The 21,737-nt window shown below is 52.2% G+C and carries 24 protein-coding genes; 23 read left to right on the top strand and 1 reads right to left on the bottom strand.

Features of this window, described 5'->3' with window-relative positions; genetic code table 11:
- The first annotated feature begins 2 nt into the window (after nt 1–2).
- The 21 genes from flgB (at nt 3) to AC1HDJ_RS02065 (ending at nt 18,654) form a co-directional block, all read left to right on the top strand.
- Nucleotides 3–380 carry a flagellar basal body rod protein FlgB gene (gene flgB, locus AC1HDJ_RS02165; protein ID WP_479536917.1) on the top strand — a complete coding sequence of 126 codons (378 nt, stop codon included), beginning with the start codon at nt 3–5 and terminating at the stop codon, nt 378–380.
- Nucleotides 381–391: 11 nt separating this feature from the next.
- Nucleotides 392–814 (top strand): flagellar basal body rod protein FlgC, encoded by a 423-nt coding sequence (gene flgC, locus AC1HDJ_RS02160; protein WP_479536915.1) that lies wholly within the window; start codon nt 392–394, stop codon nt 812–814.
- Nucleotides 815–845: 31 nt separating this feature from the next.
- Nucleotides 846–1,580: a flagellar hook assembly protein FlgD gene (locus AC1HDJ_RS02155; RefSeq protein WP_479536913.1), complete on the top strand. Its 735-nt coding sequence runs from the start codon at nt 846–848 to the stop codon at nt 1,578–1,580.
- A gap of 25 nt (nt 1,581–1,605) precedes the next feature.
- Nucleotides 1,606–2,781, top strand: coding sequence for a flagellar hook protein FlgE (locus tag AC1HDJ_RS02150; RefSeq protein ID WP_479536911.1), 1,176 nt, complete (start codon nt 1,606–1,608; stop codon nt 2,779–2,781).
- Nucleotides 2,782–2,797: 16 nt separating this feature from the next.
- Nucleotides 2,798–3,523 (top strand): flagellar basal-body rod protein FlgF, encoded by a 726-nt coding sequence (gene flgF, locus AC1HDJ_RS02145; protein WP_479536909.1) that lies wholly within the window; start codon nt 2,798–2,800, stop codon nt 3,521–3,523.
- 11 nt (nt 3,524–3,534) lie between these two features.
- Entirely contained in the window at nt 3,535–4,320 is a 786-nt protein-coding gene (flgG, locus tag AC1HDJ_RS02140; protein WP_479536907.1) for a flagellar basal-body rod protein FlgG, read from the top strand.
- 32 nt (nt 4,321–4,352) lie between these two features.
- Nucleotides 4,353–5,015 (top strand): flagellar basal body L-ring protein FlgH, encoded by a 663-nt coding sequence (gene flgH, locus AC1HDJ_RS02135; RefSeq protein ID WP_479536905.1) that lies wholly within the window; start codon nt 4,353–4,355, stop codon nt 5,013–5,015.
- An 8-nt stretch (nt 5,016–5,023) separates the two neighbouring features.
- Entirely contained in the window at nt 5,024–6,118 is a 1,095-nt protein-coding gene (locus AC1HDJ_RS02130) for a flagellar basal body P-ring protein FlgI (protein ID WP_479536903.1), read from the top strand.
- Nucleotides 6,115–7,104, top strand: coding sequence for a flagellar assembly peptidoglycan hydrolase FlgJ (gene flgJ / locus AC1HDJ_RS02125; protein WP_479536901.1), 990 nt, complete (start codon nt 6,115–6,117; stop codon nt 7,102–7,104). The genes AC1HDJ_RS02130 and flgJ overlap by 4 nt, the downstream gene beginning before the upstream one ends.
- A 141-nt stretch (nt 7,105–7,245) precedes the next feature.
- On the top strand, nt 7,246–8,649 hold the full coding sequence (gene flgK / locus AC1HDJ_RS02120; protein WP_479536899.1) for a flagellar hook-associated protein FlgK: 1,404 nt from the start codon (nt 7,246–7,248) through the stop codon (nt 8,647–8,649).
- 13 nt (nt 8,650–8,662) lie between these two features.
- On the top strand, nt 8,663–9,565 hold the full coding sequence (gene flgL / locus AC1HDJ_RS02115; RefSeq protein ID WP_479536897.1) for a flagellar hook-associated protein FlgL: 903 nt from the start codon (nt 8,663–8,665) through the stop codon (nt 9,563–9,565).
- Nucleotides 9,566–9,658: 93 nt separating this feature from the next.
- Nucleotides 9,659–10,708, top strand: a complete 1,050-nt coding sequence (locus AC1HDJ_RS02110; protein WP_479536895.1) for a hypothetical protein — start codon at nt 9,659–9,661, stop codon at nt 10,706–10,708.
- Nucleotides 10,709–10,927: 219 nt separating this feature from the next.
- On the top strand, nt 10,928–11,755 hold the full coding sequence (locus AC1HDJ_RS02105; RefSeq protein WP_479536893.1) for a flagellin N-terminal helical domain-containing protein: 828 nt from the start codon (nt 10,928–10,930) through the stop codon (nt 11,753–11,755).
- Nucleotides 11,756–11,974: 219 nt separating this feature from the next.
- Entirely contained in the window at nt 11,975–13,291 is a 1,317-nt protein-coding gene (gene fliD, locus AC1HDJ_RS02100; RefSeq protein WP_479536891.1) for a flagellar filament capping protein FliD, read from the top strand.
- A gap of 14 nt (nt 13,292–13,305) precedes the next feature.
- A complete protein-coding gene (fliS, locus tag AC1HDJ_RS02095; RefSeq protein ID WP_479536889.1) occupies nt 13,306–13,701 on the top strand; it encodes a flagellar export chaperone FliS in 396 nt (131 codons plus the stop codon).
- A complete protein-coding gene (locus tag AC1HDJ_RS02090; protein WP_479536887.1) occupies nt 13,698–14,000 on the top strand; it encodes a hypothetical protein in 303 nt (100 codons plus the stop codon). Before fliS ends, AC1HDJ_RS02090 begins: the two co-directional genes overlap by 4 nt.
- A 2-nt stretch (nt 14,001–14,002) precedes the next feature.
- Complete coding sequence (locus AC1HDJ_RS02085) at nt 14,003–15,163, top strand: flagellar hook-length control protein FliK (RefSeq protein WP_479536885.1); 1,161 nt, start codon at nt 14,003–14,005, stop codon at nt 15,161–15,163.
- An 11-nt stretch (nt 15,164–15,174) separates the two neighbouring features.
- Nucleotides 15,175–15,648, top strand: a complete 474-nt coding sequence (locus AC1HDJ_RS02080) for a flagellar basal body-associated FliL family protein (protein WP_479536883.1) — start codon at nt 15,175–15,177, stop codon at nt 15,646–15,648.
- Between the two features lie 6 nt (nt 15,649–15,654).
- Nucleotides 15,655–16,404 (top strand): FliA/WhiG family RNA polymerase sigma factor, encoded by a 750-nt coding sequence (locus AC1HDJ_RS02075; protein ID WP_479536881.1) that lies wholly within the window; start codon nt 15,655–15,657, stop codon nt 16,402–16,404.
- A gap of 10 nt (nt 16,405–16,414) precedes the next feature.
- On the top strand, nt 16,415–17,269 hold the full coding sequence (gene motA / locus AC1HDJ_RS02070; protein WP_479536879.1) for a flagellar motor stator protein MotA: 855 nt from the start codon (nt 16,415–16,417) through the stop codon (nt 17,267–17,269).
- Nucleotides 17,270–17,271: 2 nt separating this feature from the next.
- Nucleotides 17,272–18,654 (top strand): OmpA family protein, encoded by a 1,383-nt coding sequence (locus AC1HDJ_RS02065; RefSeq protein WP_479536877.1) that lies wholly within the window; start codon nt 17,272–17,274, stop codon nt 18,652–18,654.
- Between the two features lie 161 nt (nt 18,655–18,815).
- On the opposite strand, the gene AC1HDJ_RS02060 is transcribed toward AC1HDJ_RS02065, so the two are convergent.
- Nucleotides 18,816–19,772, bottom strand: coding sequence for a LysR family transcriptional regulator (locus AC1HDJ_RS02060; protein WP_479536875.1), 957 nt, complete (start codon nt 19,770–19,772; stop codon nt 18,816–18,818).
- A 94-nt stretch (nt 19,773–19,866) separates the two neighbouring features.
- On the opposite strand from AC1HDJ_RS02060, the gene AC1HDJ_RS02055 reads away from it, so the two are divergent.
- Nucleotides 19,867–21,057 (top strand): multidrug effflux MFS transporter, encoded by a 1,191-nt coding sequence (locus AC1HDJ_RS02055; protein WP_479536873.1) that lies wholly within the window; start codon nt 19,867–19,869, stop codon nt 21,055–21,057.
- Between the two features lie 205 nt (nt 21,058–21,262).
- On the top strand, nt 21,263–21,538 hold the full coding sequence (tsrA, locus tag AC1HDJ_RS02050) for an H-NS-like global regulator TsrA (RefSeq protein ID WP_438623217.1): 276 nt from the start codon (nt 21,263–21,265) through the stop codon (nt 21,536–21,538).
- Nucleotides 21,539–21,737: the final 199 nt, after the last annotated feature.

Raw genomic sequence — 21,737 nt, 5'->3', positions numbered from 1 at the left:
ACATGTCACTGAGTTTTGATAAGGCGCTGGGAGTGTTCCCGCATACGCTCGATTTTCGTACCGAACGGGCCAAGGTGCTGGCCGGTAACCTCGCCAACGTCGATACCCCAAATTATAAGGCGCGCGATCTTAGCTTTAACGATGTGATGCGCCAGATTAAACACGCCACCACTGCGGGGCCACAGGCTAATCCCGCGCCCTCTGATCCTAATTATGTGGCGATGTACCGTAATCCATATCAGCCGTCTAAAGACGGTAACACCGTTGACCAAGGTGTTGAGCAGGCTCAGTTTGCCCGTAACGCAATGGATTTTCAGACCAGCCTGACGTTTATGAATATGACCTTTAGCGGGTTAAAGCAAGCAATTACCGGACAGTAATGAGGTGACCGATGTCATTCGGAGATATTTATGACATTGCCGGTTCGGCGATGACTGCGCAAACCGTAAGACTCAACACCGTAGCCAGTAACATGGCGAACGTGGATGTAACTGCCGGTAATGCGGCAGAGGGTTACCGTGCTCGGCGGCCGGTATTTTCCACCATCATGGGGAACACTTCCCACGGTGGTCTAGCAACAGCCAAGGTGAATATCCTTGGTATCGAAGAGAGCCAATCCCCGCTGACTCGCCGTTATGAGCCGAAAAATCCACAAGCGGATAAAGAGGGCTATGTGTTTGTCTCCAACGTCAACATCGTCGAAGAGATGGCAGACATGATGGCCGCATCGCGCAGCTTTGAAACCAATGTGGATGTGTTGTCTCGTGTGCGCAGCATGCAGCAGGGGATCTTGCGCTTGGGTAACCCAGCGTAACTTTTCGGATTATCTGACTTAAGGAATCACCATGAGCCTTGCCCGAGTACAGTCGGCGAACCAGCCATCGACCGATGATGCTTTGCCATCAGGCGCTGTGAGCAAAAACGGCGTTAACCCCACCAAGAATGATTTCATGACCATGATGGTGGCCCAGATCCGCAACCAGAATCCGCTAAACCCGATGGACGGTACTCAGTACTTAACCCAGCTCGGAATGATGTCAGCGGTTGAAAGTCTGGAAGGGGTGAAGATGGGCATGATGAATCTCAATATTGGTATGAGCAATATGGAGATGCTGCAGAGCACCAACCTGATTGGCAAGAGCGTGTTGATGGAAGTCAGCAACGCACTGGACGTTAAAGAAGGCCAGAAACTTGACGGTCGGGTACGTCTGGATAAAGCGGCGGATAACGTCAAAGTGGCGGTGTACGACGAAGAGGGCAAGCTGGTCGATACCTTACAACTGGGTCCGCAACCGGCGGGTCTGGTGAAATTCGATATCGACGGTGACAAGTTGGGGGCCGGTAAATACAAATTCGAAGTCCTGGCTGAAAGCGGTAGTGATGCCTGGAGTCAGAACATGCTGCTGGCAGCCAAAGTGCAGGCTGTGCACATCAGCACCGATGGCATGACCCCGAACCAGCTCGAACTAGCCGGTCTTGGCAAGATGTCTATCTATGACATGCGTGAAATTGCCGAGTCTGATTCTGCGCCGGTGATGGCCAAGTCATCACGGATGCCATTCCCACTGTCTCTCATTTGATCACCTAGATTATTCAGGAATTTGTATGTCTTTTAATATCGGCCTGAGCGGTCTGAAATCCACCAGTGAGCAGATGGATACCATCAGCCACAACATTGCCAATGGCTCGACCGCCGGCTTTAAATCCTCTCGTACTGAATTTCAGGATGTGTATTCCGCCACTTTTGGCGGCGGTCAGGCCAACGGGGTGGCCGTATCTGGGATCCGGCAGAGCTTTGCCACCGGCAGTATGACCACCACTGGCCGTAATGCCGATTTGGCGATCAACGGCGATGGTTTTTTTGCGGTAGAGAATAATGGCCAGAAGTTTTATACCCGTGCCGGCATCTTTGATACTCGTCAGGACAAGAACAACCCAAGCATGCTGAATCTGGTCAGTTCCGATGGTTCTTTGCTACTGGGCAAAGGCGGTCAGCCGATCACCATTGACCAAGCTGATCAGGCGCCAAAGGCCAGCACCAAAGGTTCACTGGGGCTGAATCTGGATGCCGGTGCACCAGTGATCGATGCCGCCAAGCCATTTGATATCAACGATCCGTCAACCTACAACTCAACCAGTAATGTAAAGGCGTACGACTCGCTGGGCAACGAGCATCAGGTGACGCAGTACTACCGTAAAACCGGCGACGGTAAGTGGGAAATGCACGTGGCGATGGATAATAAGCTATTGCCTGGCGGCCCGACCCCTGTTGAGTTTGATGACAGCGGTAAGCTGACCAAGCCTAGCCCAGCGAGCCTTTCATTGACCCTATCTAACGGCCAGCCACTGGCACTGGATATGAGTGGAATGACCCAGTACGGCGGTGGTTTTAGCATCAACACCGTTAGCTCTGACGGTTATGCTGCGGGCAAGTTTGCCAACTGGTCATTCGAGCCGGATGGCACTGTGATAGCCCGTTATACCAATGGTGAAAAAGTGAGCCAAGGTCAGCTAGAGCTGGCGCGCTTTACCAACAACGAAGGCTTACAGCCGGCTGGTGGTAATCGTTGGACCGAAACGTTTGCCTCGGGCCAGGCGATGGCTGGGGTGGCCGGTGAAGGTCAGTTGGGCAGCATTCTGACTGGGCGTTATGAAAACTCTAACGTGAATATCAGCGATGAGATGGTCGGATTGATGGGGGCGCAGAGTAACTATCAGGCCAACGCCAAGTCGATTCAGGTTGCCAATGAGATGACCAAAGTCTTGTTCAACTCCTTGTAAGGGCCGGGTCTGAGTTATGGATAAATTGCTGTTTACTGCCCTGTCTGGCGCGCGCCGCACTTTGCTGTCGCAGCAGGTGCAGGCCAACAATCTGGCCAACGTAAACACTTCCGGTTTTCGGGCCGATTTAGAGCAGGCCTCGACTGAGCTGCTGCGTGGCGCAGGTTATCAGACACGTGCGCTGGTGGGGGAGCAAGCCTTAGGCTCGGATCTCTCCGGCGGCGCCTTGCAACGCACCGATCGGCCGCTGGATATGGCGGTACAGGGCGATGGTTTTTTTGCTGTTGAGACTCCGCAAGGTGAGGCTTATACCCGAGCTGGTAACTTCTCCACCAACGATGCGGGTGAGTTGAGTGTGAACGGCCACCCATTGCTGGGCACTGATGGCCCGATTGTACTGCCAGAATACAGCCAACTGAGTGTAGGTAAAGACGGCACTTTGTCGATCGTAGCCCCCAATGGCGGCGTAATGCAGGAAGTTGGCCAGCTCAAGCTGGTCAACCCATCGCCGGAAGCGATCAGCAAAAGCGAAGATGGCTTGTTCCGCTTACGTGATGGCTCTAGCGCTGCCAGTGATGACGGAGTGCAAGTTGCCAGTGGTTATCTGGAATCCAGCAACGTGAATGCGGTCGATGCCCTGATCCGCAACATGACACTGGCACGTAATTTTGAATTTCAGGTCAAGATGATGAAAACCGCAGAGGATCTGACCACTGCCGGTAATCGTCTGATCCGTGAGTAAGGCATAACAGAATGAATGCAGCATTATGGGTAAGTAAAACCGGTCTGGCGGCACAAGACGTACAGATGCAGGTGATCTCCAACAACTTGGCCAACGTGAACACCATCGGTTTTAAGCAAGACCGCGCCGCGTTTGAAGATCTGTTCTATCAGATCAAAAAGCAGCCGGGCGGGATGGCCGATCAGCAAAATGAAACTCCCGGCGGCCTGATGCTGGGAAACGGGGTACGGGTTGTTGGCACCGAAAAGCTGATGAAAACCGGCGCTTACCAGCAAACTGATGTACCAACAGATTTGTCGATTCAAGGCCAAGGTTTTTTCCAGATTGAAATGGCCGATGGCACTACGGCGTACACCCGTAACGGTCAGTTTCACCGCAATGCCGAAGGCATGCTGGTAAATGCCAACGGCTTGCCACTTAGCCCGAATATCGAAATTCCGGAAAACGCCACCAGCTTCTCGGTGGGAACGGACGGTACCGTGACCTATACCAGCCCCGATGATCCGCAGCCGCAAGAGCTAGGTCAGATCTCGCTGGTGAACTTCACTAACCCTGGTGGTCTGGAAGCAGCCGGCAGCAACCTGTTCAAGGAAACCGGTGCTAGCGGCGTGCCGAATGAAGGGGTTGCCGGAGAAAATGGCTTAGGTCAGCTTAAGCAATATTCACTGGAAGGTTCGAACGTCAGCGTAGTGGAAGAGATGGTCAACATGATCACCACCCAGCGCGCGTATGAGATGAATGCCAAAGTGGTATCCAGTGCCGATCAGATGCTGAAGTTTGTCAGCCAGTCACTGTAATTAATGTTGTAACGAAAAAGATTGAGGCAGTCATGAAACGCGTTCTGGTAATGATGACCTTGTTGTTGCTGGCCGGGTGTGCGCACCCGCCCATCGGCCCTTATCCCGGTGAAGATAGTTTTACCCCTCCACCGATGAAACTACCAGCCATGGAGCGGGATCAGGACGGCAGTTTGTTCAGCAATGATTACAACATGGCACTGTTTCAGGATCGGCGCGCGTTTCGTGTCGGTGATGTGTTGACGGTGGTATTGCAAGAGCAAACAAGCTCTAGTAAGAGAGCCGGTACCAGTTTTGGCAAGGAAAGTAATGCCAGTGTCGGGGTGGCCACCTTATTTGGCACAGAGTACCCGAAGGCGGCATCCTCGTTAGGGGCTGATCGTGATTTCAAAGGTAACTCTACCAGTTCCCAGCAAAACTCACTATCAGGCAGCATCACCGTACTGGTATACGAAGTGATGCCTAACGGCATTTTACGGGTGCGCGGTGAGAAGTGGTTGCGTCTCAATCAAGGTGATGAGTATATCCGCCTTAACGGGTTGGTACGCGTTGATGATATTGATGGGTCGAATCGTGTGCCTTCCCAGCGTCTGGCTGATGCCCGGATCACCTATTCGGGGCGCGGTGCACTATCAGACTCCAACTCCGCTGGCTGGCTGACCCGCTTCTTTAATAGTCCGTTCTTCCCAATCTGAGGTTGATGATGAGCATGCGTTATTTACTGCTGAGCCTGTGGCTTGGCAGTGTATCCGCGGTGGCAGCACCATTGTTGAATATGGTGGATGTACAGGGGATCCGAGAAAACCAGCTGGTCGGTTACGGCTTGGTGGTCGGCTTAAGCGGCACCGGTGACAAGAGCCAAACCAAATTTACCTCGCAGTCGATTAAAAACATGCTGAGTCAGTTTGGGGTGCAGTTACCACCGAATGCCGATCCAAAATTAAAAAACGTGGCCGCGGTGGCCATTAGTGCCACGTTGCCGGCGCTGGCCTCTAAAGGCCAGACATTAGATATTACGGTGTCGTCATTGGGGGATGCCAAAAGTCTGCGCGGCGGTACGCTGCTGCTCACTCCGCTGCGCGGAGTAGATGGGCAGGTGTACGCTATGGCGCAGGGTAATCTGGTCGTGGGCGGTTTAAATGCCGAAGGCGCCAGTGGTAGCGGGATCACCGTTAATATTCCGACTGCTGGGTTAATTCCTAACGGTGCTTTGATTGAACGTGAAATTCCATCCTCGTTCCTCAGCAATCCTAATATCGTACTGAGCTTGAAACAGCCGGGCTTCAATACCGCACGCAATATCGAAATGGCGATCAACCGCGTGTTGGGGCCGGGCGTGGCGAATGCCCAGAACAATACCAAAGTGGTACTGCGTGCTCCGCAAGACCCGAGCCAGCGCGTTGGTTTTATGGCTGCACTGGAAACGCTAAGTGTTAACGAAGGCCCGACCCCAGCGCGGATCATCTTCAATGCTCGTACCGGTACTATCGTCATGGGGCAAAACGTCCGTGTGCGTCCGGCGATTGTCAGCCACGGCTCGCTGACGGTGAATATTGTTGAGAACGCTCAAGTCAGTCAGCCGAACGCATTGTCTAACGGCAAGACTGTGGTGACACCACAATCGGATGTCAGCGTGAATGAAGAGCGAGGTAAAGCCTTTATCTGGCCGGCGGGAACTTCGCTGAAAACCATTGTAGACGCTATTAACAGCTTAGGGGCAACACCGAGTGATCTGATGTCTATCTTACAGGCACTCAAACAGGCCGGTGCGCTAGAAGGCGAGCTGATCGTGATATGAGTATAGAAATTGCCCCAGACGAGGCGCAAGCCTCGTTCCTGTACAACGATGTGCATCAGCTGCAAAACATCAAGGGCAACCGCGATCAGCAGCAGGCTTTGCAGCAGGTCTCACAGCAGTTTGAAGCGGTATTTTTACAGACTGTACTCAAGCATATGCGGCAGGCTAGCAGTGCAATGCGTGATCCTGACTCCCCACTCAGCAGCCGCCAGCAAGATTTTTACCAGTCATTTTACGATGGCCAGTTGGCGGTGGAGATGAGCAAGAAAAGCCGGATTGGGATCGCCGAGATGCTGGTAAAACAGCTGGGCGCTGCGCTGCCGAAAACGGCAGATAAACCAGCAGGTACTGCGAGCGAGTCGGCGCGGGCGGCGGAAAGCTTTGCGGTAACCATGCACGCTAAGCCGACTCAAGCTAAACCGTTACATGCCTCGTGGCTGCCGGATACAGTCTTAGATCGCTTGTTTGGTGCAGGGGCTGGGAGCGAAGCTGTTGATTCAGCATTGAATGCGCAGATGGCTGATCCGCAAAAACAGAACTTCATCAAGAAACTGTTTCCGTATGCTATCCGCGCCGCTCGGGCACTGGGAACTAGCCCAGCAGTATTGCTGGCGCAGGCGGCACTGGAAACGGGCTGGGGTAAAGGGATATTACGCCACGGTGAGAAGAGCAGCTATAACCTGTTCAATATCAAGGCCAGCCCTGGCTGGCAGGGTGAACAGGTGACCGTATCGGCAGAGGAAGTGATCGACGGTCAGACTGTCAATCAGCAATCACCGTTTCGGGTATATCGGAGCTTTGCCGAATCGTTTGATGATTATGCCCGTTTTTTGCAGGGTAATCGTCGCTACGCCAAGGCGTTGCAGCATACGGATAATCCAGAACGTTATTTTAACCATTTACAACAAGCCGGTTATGCCACTGACCCTCAGTATGCCCGTAAATTACAAGGGCTTTGGCAGCAAGTGCAGCAAATGTTGGAATAGCCGATTGATCCTCGGTATAGCGGGTAAATTTAATCATCTTGCCCGGTAGGTCGCTTAATTACTTTCAGAACCCTGCAGGCTGTTGCCTGCTAGCATTCGGCCAGTAGGCCGGATGTTTTTGCACTGAGTAAGGACGTTGTCATGAGTCTGATTAATATCGGTTTAACCGGTCTGGGTGCGGCCAATGCTGGCCTAAGCACCACTTCTCACAACCTGGTGAACATGAACACGCCTGGATATACCCGCCAGCGTATCGGTCTGGCCAGTCAGGTTGGCCCAGGTGGCGTGGGTGCTGGTGTTGGAGTCACCGGCATTGATCGTCTGGCCGATGGCTTTTTGAATACCAGTTTGTGGCGTCAATCATCAGCGTTGCAGCAGAGCAATACCCAGTATCGCTACATGAGCAAGACCGAACAGATCCTGACTGCGGACAGCTCTAGCATCAACGTCGGTATGGATCGCTTTTATTCAGCACTCAGTGAAGCGGCGGTGAACCCACAAGATATGGCACTGCGTCAATCTATTTTGTCGCAGGCCGATGCGGTAACCCAGCGTTTTAACAATATGGATGCACAGCTGAAAAGTCAGCGCAAGCAGCTCGATAGCCAGCTTGACTCCAGCATCAGCCAGACCAATTCGACGCTGGCCAGTATCGCCGAGATGAACAAGCAGATCAAAGAAGCCGGTGCCCGCGGCCAGTCTATGACCGATGTATTGGATGCGCGAGATCGGGCGATTAGCCAGCTGTCAGAACAGCTGAATGTCAACGTGCAGTATAAGCCAGATGGTACGGTGGATATCAACCTGGATCAGGGCCAGCCGTTAGTTAGCGGTAATACCGCTAGTCAGCTAGATATGGCGCGCGATGGCGTGATCAGCATCAAACGTGGCGATGCCACCTTCGCAATGCCGCGTAATATTGGCGGTAATATCGGTGGCCTGATGACCTTCCGTGATCAAGATCTGGTCGAAAAGCAAAAAGAGCTGGATGTGATGGCTTATGGTTTTGCTCAGCAGTTCAATGCGGTGCACCAGCAGGGTTACGACATCAACGGTAACCTCAGCGGTAAGGATATGTTCAGCGGTGCCGACAGTGTCGAAGGTGCGGCCAGCCGTTTGTCACTGGCGCTTAAAGACCCTGCCGATCTGGCGTTGGGCGATGATGTGGATATCGGCCCAGGTAACGGCAATAACCTGACTAAGCTGATTGCGCTGAAAGATACCCCGTTGGCGATTACCTTATCCCCTGCGGATCAAGCTGCTTATGGCGTAACTGTGTCTGGTTTGAATGGTAAAACCCTGAGTAAGGCCTATACCGGTATTTGCGGTGATTGGGCAATCCAGACTGCACAAATCAAGGCCGAGCTGACCTCGAATACCTCATTGTATCAGCAGGCATTTAACGATAGGGAATCCCTCTGCGGGGTATCCAAAGATGAAGAGGCCGGTAATCTGATGCAGTATACCCAGATGTATCAATCCAGTGCCAAAATTGTCAGTACAGCGCAGCAGTTGTTTGACACCACCTTAGCGATGTTCAATTAAGGAAATCACCACCATGCGCATGAGTACCTTTCAGCTAAACAGCATGATGATGGGTGGGATGCAGACTGCTAACAGCAACTACAACACCACCGTGATGCAGATGCAGCAGCAGACCAAAATACTGACTCCATCGGATGATCCGATTGGCTCGGTGCAGATTATGCTGCTACAGCACCAGCAGAGTGCCACCGATCAGTACAGCAAGAACATCAAAAATGTGATGAACGAGTACACCCAGCAAGAAGCCCTAATGCGTAATGGCAATGATATCTTATTGCGTGGTAAAGAGCTGACGCTAGGTCTTGGCAACGGAGCTATGACGCAGGATGACCGTCAGGCAATGGCGAACGAGCTGGAGTCTATCCGTGATGAACTGCTAAGTGTAGCAAACAGCCAAAACCCAGATGGTGATTACCAATTTGCCGGTAACAAGCTGAAAAATAAGCCATACAGCCTGCCAGATTATGTCTATCAAGGCGATAGTGCACGCCGAACCTCGAGTACCGCAGAAGGGGTGACGTTGCCGGTTAATATGACAGCTGATACCATTTTTGGCTCCGGGAATGACACCGTATTTAAAGCCATTGATGATCTGACCGCGGCACTGCGTGACCCAGCAACGCCCCAGAGTGAGCTGGAAAAGCAGATGCAACATGTTAATAGCCAGATGACCTCTACCTCAACCCAGCTCAACAGCGCTTGGGGTAGCCTAGGTAGTCAGATGCAATCACTCGAGCGCATGGAAGGCGCACACGAAGACAACACCCTGATGAACAAAAAGATGATTGGGGATATCAAGGATCTGGATATTCCAGAGGCAGTATCGCGCCTCAAAGGCTATGAGCTGGCGCTGACGGCAACCCAGCTAAGCTACTCAAAAATCAATGATATGTCGCTGTTTAACTACATTAGGTAACATCGCGTTATTACATCATGTGCAGGTCTTTTGGCCTGCGTTGAATGCGGCAGACCGCATTACACAGAACCAAACAGATAAAGAGAACACACGTTGGTTAACCAAGTTAACAGCACCCGTTTGGGTACTCAGCATACGACCGATCTGAATCGCTCACCGGTGGTCAGTCAGCAAAAAGCGGGTTTGGCAGTTTCTGCCTCTGCCGGTGCGGCTGTTGATGCCCGAACGCCGAACGAAGAGATCGAGCACCTACGCCACGGTCAGCGTGGTAGTCTGCTTGGCATCACTGCCAAGGCGCATGACCAACTGGCCAAAACCCAGACTGCCTTACGGGCCTTGCACAATGCCGAAGATATCTTGCAACAAAGTAAACAGCAGGCACAGCGCAGCTTGAAACAGTCCGAGGGGCGTCGTCAGCGGATGACGCAGGAGCTGGTCTCCTTGCAGCGTCAACTCAGTCAGCAGGTGCATCAGACCTATGATGACAAACCGCTGTTCAATGCGGATTTCTCTGTACGCCACTTAAACCGCAACCAGCAACAGCGTTTTTCCATTCGTGGATTACGTTTGCAAGGGGATCGCAGCCAATCAGAAGTGCTAAAATTTGCCTTTGATGGTGGTAAGCCGCGTCAGGTCAAAGTGCAGATTGAGCCTGATGACGATATGGTCGGCATTGCCCGTAAACTCAGCCGTGGTTTATCAGCACGTGGGATCCGTACCGAGGTCGACAAGTGGGGTGATCTGGAGTTTTCAGCCGCCAAAGGTAACTGGCAAGACATTGAAAAAGGGTTTTGGCTGACCGGTAACGGGCAAATTTTTCCGGCCGGTAACCCAGTGAAGGTGCAGCCAGAGCAACGTCAGCCGCAGATGATTGATGCTGAGAAATTGAGCTTTCGTAAAACCCAAGATACCCGACAGTCACTGGCCGATATTGAACATCTGATGCAGCAGATCCGTAGCTCACTGCAAGAGCTGACCCGCTATCAGCAGCAGATTGAGCGCCAGCTGCAAGGGCGTTATGCCCAGATGCCCGAAGCGGAGCTCGGTGGAATAGCCGATAGGATCGCTGATAAGCCACTATCCAGCCTGCTGGCTCAGGCCGATGTGTCGCGCCAGACCGTGGTGGCACTGCTCACCCGCTGAGCCTCGAACCTGCGCGCCGGATCAGCCCGGCGCACGCCTTCAGGAAGGGCGCAGTCGGAGCAGGTTATTTCCCTATCACTTCCCTAATAACTGCCTAAAGCCCACCCGTCTTAAAAAAGATTATTTAAAAAAGATTTAAGCAATGCCCGTGCTCTTCCGCCTAATACCAGTAACAAGGTTTGAGACCTGTTTCTATTTTAGGATTATAGGAGATATCACATGTCATTATCCGTTCATACTAACCAGCCTTCCCTGACAGCACAGCGTTCTTTAACCGGCACTCAGCTGAGCCTGAACACTTCCCAACAGCGCCTGTCTACCGGTCTGCGTATCAACAGCGCTAAAGACGATGCTGCCGGTCTGCAAATTGCAAACCGCATGGAAACTCAGACCCGTGGTCTGTCTGTTGCTCAGCGTAACGCTGCTGATGGTATCTCTCTGTCACAAACGGCAGAAGGCGCGATGAAAGAAGCGTCTAACATTTTGCAGCGTCAGCGTGAACTGGCCCTGCAATCAGCTAACGGTACTAACACTACTGCGGATAAAACAGCTCTGAATGAAGAGTTTACCGCGTTGAACGCAGAGTTGAAGCGTATTCAAAAAACCACCTCTTTCGCAGGTAAGGCTCTGTTCGCCTCTGCAGGTGGCCTAAAGTCCGGTATCTCTTTCCAAGTGGGTGCTGAGATGAAGACTGCTGACAAGATCACCGTTAAGGTTGATACCTCTGCAGCATTCAAATCCAGTAATGCAATCACTGGCTCTGCTGGCACTATCGGTGCTGTAGTTTCTGGTCTGGATACAGCAATTGCCGGAATGGGCAGCGCTATGGCGCAACTGGGTGCGGTACAAAACCGTTTCCAATCCACCATTAACAATCTGTCTAACATCGAAGAGAACGTGAGCGTGGCGAAAGGCCGCATCATGGACGCTGACATTGCCAAAGAATCTGCCAACATGACCAAGCAGAATATGATGATGCAAGCGGGTATCTCGGTGCTTTCTCAAGCCAACCAGACCCCATCGATGATCATGGGTCTGCTGCGTTAATGACCGATGACCGTGGGCTTGCTCCACGGTACGTAGATACAAAAAGGGGCCACAAGGCCCCTTTTTACTGTGTTTTGCCGGCCATCCCTGCGGGATGTTCGGGTTTGACCGGCAAAACACAGTAACTTTCCAGATGGCATTTTTTTTGCATATTCGCGTAGACGCGATGCCAGTTGTAAGCCGTGGGCATCGCGGCAGACCAGACACAGAGGATTGACTATGGGCATGACTATTGGTGGTATCGGTACTCTGCCGATCGAAGATTTGATTTATGCGCAGCTGTACTCCGAGCGCCTGCCCAAAGAAACTCAGTGGCAGCGTCAAGAGAGCCAGAATACGGCACTGATCGCCGCATACCGTGAAACACAAACCTCTGTGAACAAACTGCGTACCGCCGCAGAAAAACTCGATAGCGCCCGTGAGCTGAACAAAACTACCGTTGTTGCCGGAGATGACAAAATTTTGTCGGCCAGCGTCAATGGCACTACTGCCACTGGCAACTATGAGTTCAACGTGACTCAGATGGCCCAGATTGGCCGCGAAAAAGTGGTGTTTGACGGTAATGATAATGCTGCGCAGGATCAAACATTAACCATCGGCTACGGTAAAGATGCGTTTGATGTCACGGTCGCCGCCGGCAGCTCGCTGGAAGATATCGCCGCACAAATTAACGGTGATAAAAATAATCCGGGTGTAAAAGCGGCGGTAGTACGTGAAGACGGGGATAAATACTCACTGGTAGTGAGTGGTAAAGATACCGGCCAAGAGGGGGCTGTCACAGTAACGTCCTCAGAGGCAACGACCAAAGTCAGCACATTACAAACCGCCCAAGATGCAAAATTAGAAATGGGTGGTCTGACGTTCAGCTCAAAAAATAATAAATTCGACAACATTATCGATGGTATTTCGGTAGAAGCAAAGCAGGTTGGGAAAACCACGGTCAGTGTCAAGCCAGATAATGACGGCACTAAAGAAGCCGTAAAAAGCTTCGTCAGCGCTTATAACGAGCTGGTCGATACTATCGACAAACACTCCAAAGCCACCGATGTGACCGATGCCGACGGTAAAAAACGCAAGAAGCCGGGCGCTCTAGGCGGAGACAGCATGACGCGCGGCATGATGAGTCAGCTGCGTAACAGTTTGGGTCAGGTGTATGACGGCAAGACCTTGTCGATGCTCGGTATTAAAACCGATCGCCAAGGCAAGTTGGAAATTGATGACGAGAAGCTGACCAAAGCCATCAACGAAGATCCGGAAAGTATCGGCACCGTATTTCTTGGCGCTGATGGCAAGAGTGGGTTAATGCAGAGCATTACCACCAGCTTAAAAGATTACAAAACCTCTGGCGGTAACTTTACCACTCGGATTGACCGCTTGGAGCAAGAGCAGAAAAAGATTAGCCAAGAGCGCGATGATCTGGATGCTCGGCTGAAAGTACGTGAGCAATCTCTGCGCGAGTACTATGCCAATATGGACAAAATGATCAGTGGCATGCAGCAGACCCAGAACATGCTGTACGGCATGTTGATGAGTTAATTGACAGTGAATGAATGATGAATAACGGACTTAACGCCTACCAACAGGCAAAAACACAAGCGCAGGCTGCCGCGGCGAGCCCACACCGGCTAATCCTGATGCTGCTCGAGGGTTTGCTGGATAATTTGACCCGAGCACGCGGTTTTATGGAGCGTGGCCAAGTCGAGAATAAGGGCCAGATGATCACCAAGTGTCTGGATATTCTGCAAGGGCTAAGCGCTATTTTAGATATGGAAAAAGGCGGCGACGTTGCCACCGAACTGTACCGGTTGTACGACTATTGTGGTCGCCGTTTGTTTGAAGCTAATGCCCAGAACAGCATGGCGATCGTAGATGAAGTCAGTGGCCTGATCAGTGAGATCCGTGAAGGCTGGCTAGCTCTGCATCCGAGCAAAGTGACTGGACAATGACAGCCACGGTGACCGGTCTGGTTACCGGGCTGCAACGTTTGCATCAGGCTATGGAGCAGGCGGTGCAGGCTAAGGATTTTGCCTTACTAGCGACACTGGATCAGAAGTTACAGGCTGGGCTATCTCGGCTTCCAGCAGCGGCGCTCCCTGCCGATGCTCATGACATCCTGCGTCAGCTGGCCACCCGCTATCCGCATTGGATTGCTGCCGCTCAGGTTGAGCAGGCGCAGATCCGGCAGCAAATTTGTCAGCAACCTACACAGCAGCAGGGCTTACAAGCCTACATACAGAACTCATAACTATGCAACTGACAGCAGCACAGCCTTCGGCCAGTACCACTGGTAGCGCCGGTAACACCCGCGGCACCGTACAACCGGCCCCTGGGAAAGCCACCGATCACCGATTTAGCTCGTCATTGAATGGTCCGAAAAATGGCCATGACGCGCACCCAAGTGAGGCACCGACCGGGGGAAAAAACCGTCCCGGTCAGGTGGATAAAAAAGCGGCGGCAGGCGCTGAATCATCGCATGCGCAACCGGGCACTGAGTCGGAACCGGTAAGTTCGTCGAACCGCGAGCTGGCCCAGCAAATAGCCTACCTGCTGCATACCCAGCAGGCCGTCAATCCGTTACCGTTACAGGCTGGCTTTGGTCTGCCCGCAGGGGCGACAGGCGATCCGGCGCAGCTGAGTGCCATGTTAGCCAATTTACCGCAGGCCGGGCTTAAAGGGGGGATCGCCAATGTCGATCGCCTGTCGGCAACCGATCTTTCGTATGAGTCTTCGTTGGCCGAGCAGCCGTTAACACCGCTGGCCGACAACCTAGAAGTTAATAGCCAAGAGATGGCGCACAGCAGCCTATCAGCCGACCCCGAACTTAGTGCTCTGGTCACTGCTCTGGCGGATAAAACCGTCACCGCGCCGGTAGTTGCCATGAGCCAGCATGGGCTGAATGCCCTCACCAGTGCCAAAGACACCACCGTCGGACAACCGACCACTGCACCGGCTGATATGGCAACCCCTAATCCCACGTTAAGTGTGGATATCAGTAAACCGCAGTGGGGTGATGCTCTGATTGAACAGCTGCGCCAGCGTATTCATCTGCAAGCCGGTAACAAGTTGCAGCATGCCCAGATCCGGCTCGACCCGCCAGAGCTGGGGAAACTGGATATTAGCCTGCGTATGGAAGGCGATAAACTGAGCGTACAATTTACCGCCGCACATCCGCAACTCCGAGAGGCCCTGTTGGCGAGCAGTGACCGTTTGCGGCATGACTTCAGTCAGAGCCAGATGAACCTGATTGATGTCTCAGTATCGGGCGGACAACCGCAGCATGGGAATCATCCGCAGCAGGATACCGGTTTTGCCAGTGGTCATTCGGTGATCCGCCGTGCCGCTGACCATAGCAGTGTTCCGGCTCTGAATCTGTCACGTCATCGTGCAGACTTCGACAGTTTGGTTTAAGAGAGAACATCATGTCGCAAGGAAATAAATCCAAAGTCATTTTGCTGGCCATCATTGCGCTGTTACTGCTCGCCCTACTGGGTGGGGGGGGCTGGGGATATTGGCATTTTGTCATCAACAAGCCGGTATCGGCGAAACCTCAGGAAGTGGCAACAGTCGCTGTGGTGAAAAAACCGATTTTTATCAATCTGGATCGTTTCGTCATCAGCGTGCAAGGGGAAGACCGTCTGCATTACATGATGTTGGAGCTGTCGTTGATGACCTACAACAGTCATTTTGAAACTCAGGTACAGGAATTTATGCCGCTGGTACGCAATAGCGTCGTTACTGAACTGAGCCATGAAAACTTTGCCAAGCTGACTGATCCGGATGCGGTGGTGGTGTTGCAAGAAAAATTGCTTACCGCCATTCGTGCCACCATACAGAAGATGGCCGGTGAAGATGCGGTAGATAAGGTGCTGATCACCAAACTGGTGGTGCAGTAACTCGCTATGTGCACAGCCGGGGATAACGCGCATGGGCTAAACGCCTATCAGGCCAGTCAGAAACTAGGGCATCAGGCCCGCGAGCAACGCTTATTGCTGCAGCATGCACCGCTAGTGCGGCGAATAGCCTACCATCTGACTTCACAGGTCAGTGCGGTGATTGGCCGTGACGATTTAGAGCAGATTGGCATGTTGGCGCTGCTGGGCGAAATCCGCCGTTATGATCCGGATGGTGATGTGCCACTGGAAGTGATGGCCAGCCCGCGGATCCGCGGCGCTATGCTCGATGAACTGCGCCGTCTGGACTGGCGTTCACGTGGTATACGGCAAAAGAGCCATGAGCTTAAAGACCGTATCCGCAGCCTCAGTCGGGAGTTGGGGCGCAAGCCGACCCGTCAGGAGTTGGCTCTAGCGTTGCAAATTAGCGATGAAGAGCTGCGCGAGCGTCTGCTGGCCTGTCAGGCCGAGCAGGTGGATAGCCTAGATAGTCTACAGGAGGATGGTTTTGAGAACTTTAGCCTGTATTGGCCGAGTGATGAAGTCCAGTCAGTCCGTTTCAAACGTGATTTATCCTGTGCCCTAAAGCAAATACCGGTGCGGGAACAGACCATTTTGAGTCTGTATTACGAGCACGAGATGAATCTAAAAGAGATAGCTCTGGTGTTGGATCTTACCGAAGCGCGGATCTGCCAGTTACATAAGAAAGCGCTGAAACAGCTCAACAGACTGTTAGACGGCTGGAATCAGCCGGGCTAATGGGGGATATATGCAACGGATAATTGGTTTTTTTATTGTTTTTGGCTGTGTCGTTCTGGGCTATCTGGAAGCGAAAGGTAATCTGGGTGCTCTGTGGCAGCCAGCAGAGATGATTATTATTGTGGGTGCAGCGATGGGCGCTATGGTCGTGGCGCATCCGATTGCAGTACTCAAGGGGATTGGTGGACAACTGAAAACCCTGATGGGAAAGGGCTATACCCAGAATTACTACCGCGCCATTATCGAATTGATGTTTGAGCTTTTGGAAACCGTGCGTAAAGACGGCATTAAAAAGCTCGATGAACATATCGAGAAACCAGACTCTAGTGCGCTGTTTACCAAATACCCGAGTGTCACAGCTTCGCCGGTATTGCTGGCGTTTATTACCGATAACCTGCGTTTAATGGCGATGGGTAAAATGGCGCCACATGATTTAGAAGCGCTGCTCGAGACTGAAATTCATACCATCCAGAATGACCTATTGCGGCCGTCTAAAGCGCTGGGTAAAACCGGTGAAGCGATGCCGGGTTTTGGTATCGTTGCGGCGGTACTGGGTATTGTAGTGACCATGCAAAATATCGGTGGCAATCTGGCCTTGATCGGCGCCAAAGTGGCAGCCGCGCTGGTGGGAACGTTTATCGGTGTATTGCTGAGCTACGGGGTGTTTGACCCGCTTTCTGCGGCGATGGCTAACCTAGTAAAAAAAGAGGTAATGGGCCTGAAGATGGTCATGGCCATTTTGGTGGCACAGCAGCAAGGCCGTCCAACCCTGCTGGCTCTGGATGCTGGCCGTAAACTTTTGATCAGCGAATACAAACCGAGCTTCTTCGAGATGGAACGCTGGCTGACTGCCGAGCAGAACTGATTATGGCTAAAGACTCACACCACACCATTATCATCAAGAAAGTCCAGCACGACGAGCACGATGAAGGGCACGGCGGCGCATGGAAAGTGGCGTTTGCCGACTTTGCCATCGCCATGATGGCCTTTTTCATGGTGCTGTGGGTGATGGAAGTGGCTTCCAAGGATGAACGACAGAAAGTTCAGCAATACATGGCCACTTACAGTGTGTTCGATAACATGGATAATGTGTTTGATATTACTAATAGCCCGTTTCCGGTGGACTTCGGTGGACAGGCTTCGCCACTGGAAAACCCAGTTAAATCGGATTTTGATGGTAATGATAAGCTAGGTAGCGCACTGTTTCAGGAGAACAAAACGGCAGGTCAGCATAAGAACCAAGATTTAGGCAAACTACAGGGTAAGTATCTTACTCAGCAGCAAATGGAAGTGTTGGCCGAAGCCCTGAATACGGTAGCTGTTCGTCTAGATGCCACCAACAACGTGAGGGTGGAAGTAGTACCGCAGGGGCTGCGGGTGCTAATTCAAGATGATAACGAACATTATATGTTCGAGCGCGGTAGCACTCGAATTACGCCATTTTTTAAGGGTATTTTGGATCACATCTCACCGGTACTGGGCAGTATCCAGAATCGGATCATGATCAGCGGCCACACTGATAATACCCGTTATCCGAATAACGTGGATTACACCAACTGGGATCTCTCTGCTGAGCGCGCGTTGACCGCGCGTCGGGTGATGACCGCCAATGGCATGAAACGTGATCAAATTCTGCAACTGGTGGCGATGGCTGAACAGATGCCGGTCAATATTAAAGATCCGATGAGCGGGCAAAATCGGCGGATCGAGATCACCGTACTGACTGAACAGGCTGCGGCACAAATTGCCCAGCTTTTTGGCCGTGCCAATGCCAAACCTATACCTCCGCATATCGCAACGCCGCCTAATGCTGCACCGCGTCCGGCAGAAGCGTCGGCAGTGGGTGTAGGGGCAGCAGCCACTGCACCCGCGGCGATAACAACACCGAGCGCTGCGCCAACAAGTGGTGTTACTCCTCCGTCGGCGGCAGGGGGCGCGAGTACCGCGCTTCCGGTAAGTACGGCATCTGCCGTTAACCGCAGCGCGCAGCGTAGTGGTAAAGCGGCGCAAAATACTGTATCAGCGGCAGCTTTACCGCCATTGTTGACCGATCAGGCTGGTAATCTGGTGCGTATCGGGGTTGATCCGATTTTGCCCGGCATGGCTACGTTAACTCCGGACCATACAACACCGGCGGCGGACAGTGCTGAGTCCGCGATGCGACTAAAAGTTGTGCCAGAACCCAGTCATATCGAACCCACTTTGGTAACGCCAGTTGTAATGGCACCGGTTAATGTCGGACACGGTTAAACCTTTGTGGTGCGGCATTGAGGTATCGATTTGAGCACGATCAAGAGATAAAAAACCACACCTGATTCAGCTGGCTGCTCAACTGTTTGGGGCAGTCATTTTTTTAGCTTTGCTTTGCATCCCCCAACAGGCATTGGCTTTTGTAGGTTGCTGCTGTGCGGCTATGCCGTAACGGCGGTGGCCGGTAAGGTCAGCCGGTTTGACAAAAAGGTTCGCAACCAGCGGTGTGCGGGATCTTGTTCATGCCGTTCATGCCAGAGCATTTGGTAGGCGACGGTGGGCGGCTGCAGTGGAAGTGGTAGGGTAGTCAGCGGATAGTGTGCGGTAACGTGGTCGGCAAAACAGCGCGGCACAGTAAAAATCAGATCGGTATGACAACAGATGGCCACTGCGCCAAAAAAATCGGGAACGCTGATAGGCATGTTGCGCTGCAAGCCGCGGCTGGCCAGCAGATAATCCAGTGACCACCACTCCCGCCCTTCACAGCGCGCCTGCACATGTTGCATAGTCAGATATTGTGTCAGATCCCACGGCTGTTGCAGCACCGGATGCTCTGCACGTAGCAGGCAAACATGCTCGTCTGTCAGCAATGTTTCAAAACAGAGGCCTGCCGGCAGTTGGGTTAGTTGTTGGTCTGTGCTTGGGTACAGTTCGCGAATGGTGAACGCCAGATCAAACTGCCCTTCGGCAAGCCCTTGCAGTGAGAGTGCACTCCACAAATGGGTGTGCAGTTGCAGGCGCGGCGCGCTTTGCAGCAGGCTGTTAATGAAACGCGGCATCAATGTTTGATAAGCGCTTTCTAGCATCACGATATTGAAGTGGCGTTCACTGCTGGCGGGGTCAAATTGCGGCGGGCGGGTTAATAAGTGCAGTTCATGCAGGATATTCCCCAGTGCCGGTGCGAGTTGTTCGGCATGATAAGTTGGGGTTAAGCCGTGTGCGGTGCGGAAAAACAGCGGATCATCAAGTTGTTCACGCAGGCGGGCAAGCGCTTTACTGACCGCCGACTGTGATAGATGCAGGCGCTGGGCAGCCCGAGAAACACTGTGCTCTTCGAGCAGAACATGCAGGCATACTAGCAGGTTAAGATCCAGACGGGACAGGCGATCAAGATTCATAGATATTCCATTAAGGAAAATGATATCGGAAAAAAAGCCATTTCACTTCATATCAGCAGTCGGGTAGGGTAGCGCAAAAAACACAAGGTGCAATATGAATCCACGTAACTTAATTGGTTTATTGGTGCTGCTGGTGATGTTTAGCCCGCTGGCGATTGATATTTATCTGCCGGCGATGCCGCTGATGCAGCAAGATTTGCAGATGAGCGCGGCGCAGGTGCAATCGACGCTGGGGCTGTTTTTACTCAGTTTGGGCGTAGGACAGATTATTATCGGCCCGCTGACTGATCGTTTTGGTCGCCGCCCGGTGCTGCTGGCCGGTATCAGTCTCTATGCGGCAGCCGCGTTGCTGGGTACGCTATCTGATCACTATTGGCTGTTGCAACTTTCACGGATAGGTCAGGGGATAGGTGCTTGTTCCACCTCTATCGTGGCCTTTGCTGCGGTGCGCGACTGCTTTAATGCGCGCGAAAGCGCCAAAATGTACTCTTATCTGAATGGTGCGTTGTGCATTATTCCAGCATTAGCGCCGGCGCTGGGTGGGGTATTGACGATTCAGTTTGGCTGGCGTGCCTGCTTTGCGTTTATGCTGCTGTTTGCGGTGCTAGTGGGCGCGGTAGCTTGGCGTTTTATGCCGGAAACCCGCCCGCAGAACACGGTACACAGTGGCCGTTTGTACCACTGGGCACGTTATCAGCCGATTTTGCAATCGCGTACTTTTTTACACTACGCGGCTATCTGTATGGCGGGAATGACCGGCATTCTCAGTTATGTCACTTACGCCTCAATGGTGCTGGTGGGCCAGTTACAGCTGAGTGAACTGCAATTTAGTGCTTGGTTTGGTGGTAATGCGTTAATCAATATTGTGGCGTTCTTTTTAGCACCAAAAGTAGTGCTGAAACTGGGTGAGCGCCGTGCCGTATTGCTGGGGCTGACAGTTTTTGTCAGCGCCGGTTTTGTGATGCTGTTTTCCGCACAGGTTCTGCCGCTATCGGCGGCGGCCTATATGTTGCCGATGGCGCTGCTGTGTACCGGTTTTGCGCTGATGCTTGGCCCGGCCTCGGCACTGGCATTGATGCCGTTTGCCGACCGCGCGGGCACGGCTTCTGCACTGCTGGGATGTATTCAGATGGGCGGTGCGGCGCTGATCGCATTTATTATCCAGCAAATAGGGCTAGATGCTCGTTTAGCGGTGGCACTGAGTGTGATCGTGGTGGCTTTACCGATCTGGTTATTCAGCCTAAAAATTTGCAGAAAATGCGTTACTGAAATAATTACTGAATAAAATAAATAAAAAACTGAGCACAATGAGGCTTTGCCCGCTATTCAAGCGGGCTTTTTTTCGTCAGAATGCATAAAATTATATTCACAGGGTATACTCTGTGTATTGTTCACTTACACAGCCACTCAACGTGTAATAAATCCTGCAATCTATTTCGTAGATTGTGCGATTTTCCATTCCTACACCTTAATTGTATAGAAGAAGCGCTATGTCATCGTTTACTACATTTGAAATGGCCAAAATCATGAATCAGCTGGAAGACTCTCCAGAAAAAGTGATGTTTGGTCGGGTATTGAAAGAGCTGTGCACACAAAGCCCTGAGCGTATCCGCTCTGCTGCGCGTCATGTGGAAATTAAAGAGCTGCGCGATCTGGTTCATCAGCTACAAGTGGTGATCAGTGAAAAACGTGAAGAGCGTAAAGAGCAAATTTTACGTGCGATGGCCGCAGAAGGGATAGACCCACAAGATTTACTCGGCGAGTAATTTTGACGAGTCATTAATGTTGCGGGTTAATTTATTGCCAGCAATCTAGGTTGAAAATTATTTACATTGAAATGGCGTGTATTGAAACGCTTTTTTGAAAACCCTTGTATTAAAGCAGGGGGAGCGGTATTAATTCGCGTGTACATTTATTAAAAATGTCTCGAGCAGTATCCCATATCACCAAGCAGTACAGTGGCAA

Source organism: Plesiomonas sp. ISS29 (assembly GCF_056522795.1).
Note: the sequence above shows the minus strand (reverse complement) of the source record. Positions and strands in the feature narration are given on the sequence as shown.